Genomic DNA, 271 nt, shown 5'->3' with positions numbered 1-271 from the left:
GCACTGCATCACGTGCTGCAAGAATTGACGATTTTGGCATATGCCCCATTACATCAAATCTAAAGCTGTCGTAACCAAATTCGCGTGCCAAAATAACTAATGAATCGCTAACAAACTTATCCATCATTACATGCTCTGTGGCTGTATTTTCACAACACGTTGAGCGCTCTATTTCACCACTTACTTCGTTATAACGGTGATAGTAACCCGGTACTAGTTTGTCAAATACCGACTTATCCCAAATACCCGACGATGTTGTATGGTTATAAAC

The 271-nt window shown here is 40.6% G+C and carries 1 protein-coding gene; it reads right to left on the bottom strand.

Translation table 11 applies throughout. The features are described from left to right. A partial coding sequence (locus tag AAEY83_RS15250; RefSeq protein ID WP_351060241.1) for a hypothetical protein occupies positions 1 to 271 on the bottom strand: 271 nt, incomplete at both ends.

This window comes from Psychrobacter sp. TB20-MNA-CIBAN-0197 (assembly GCF_040309765.1).
In the GTDB taxonomy this organism is placed as follows: domain Bacteria; phylum Pseudomonadota; class Gammaproteobacteria; order Pseudomonadales; family Moraxellaceae; genus Psychrobacter; species Psychrobacter submarinus.
This window is presented reverse-complemented; position numbering and strand designations above follow the sequence as displayed.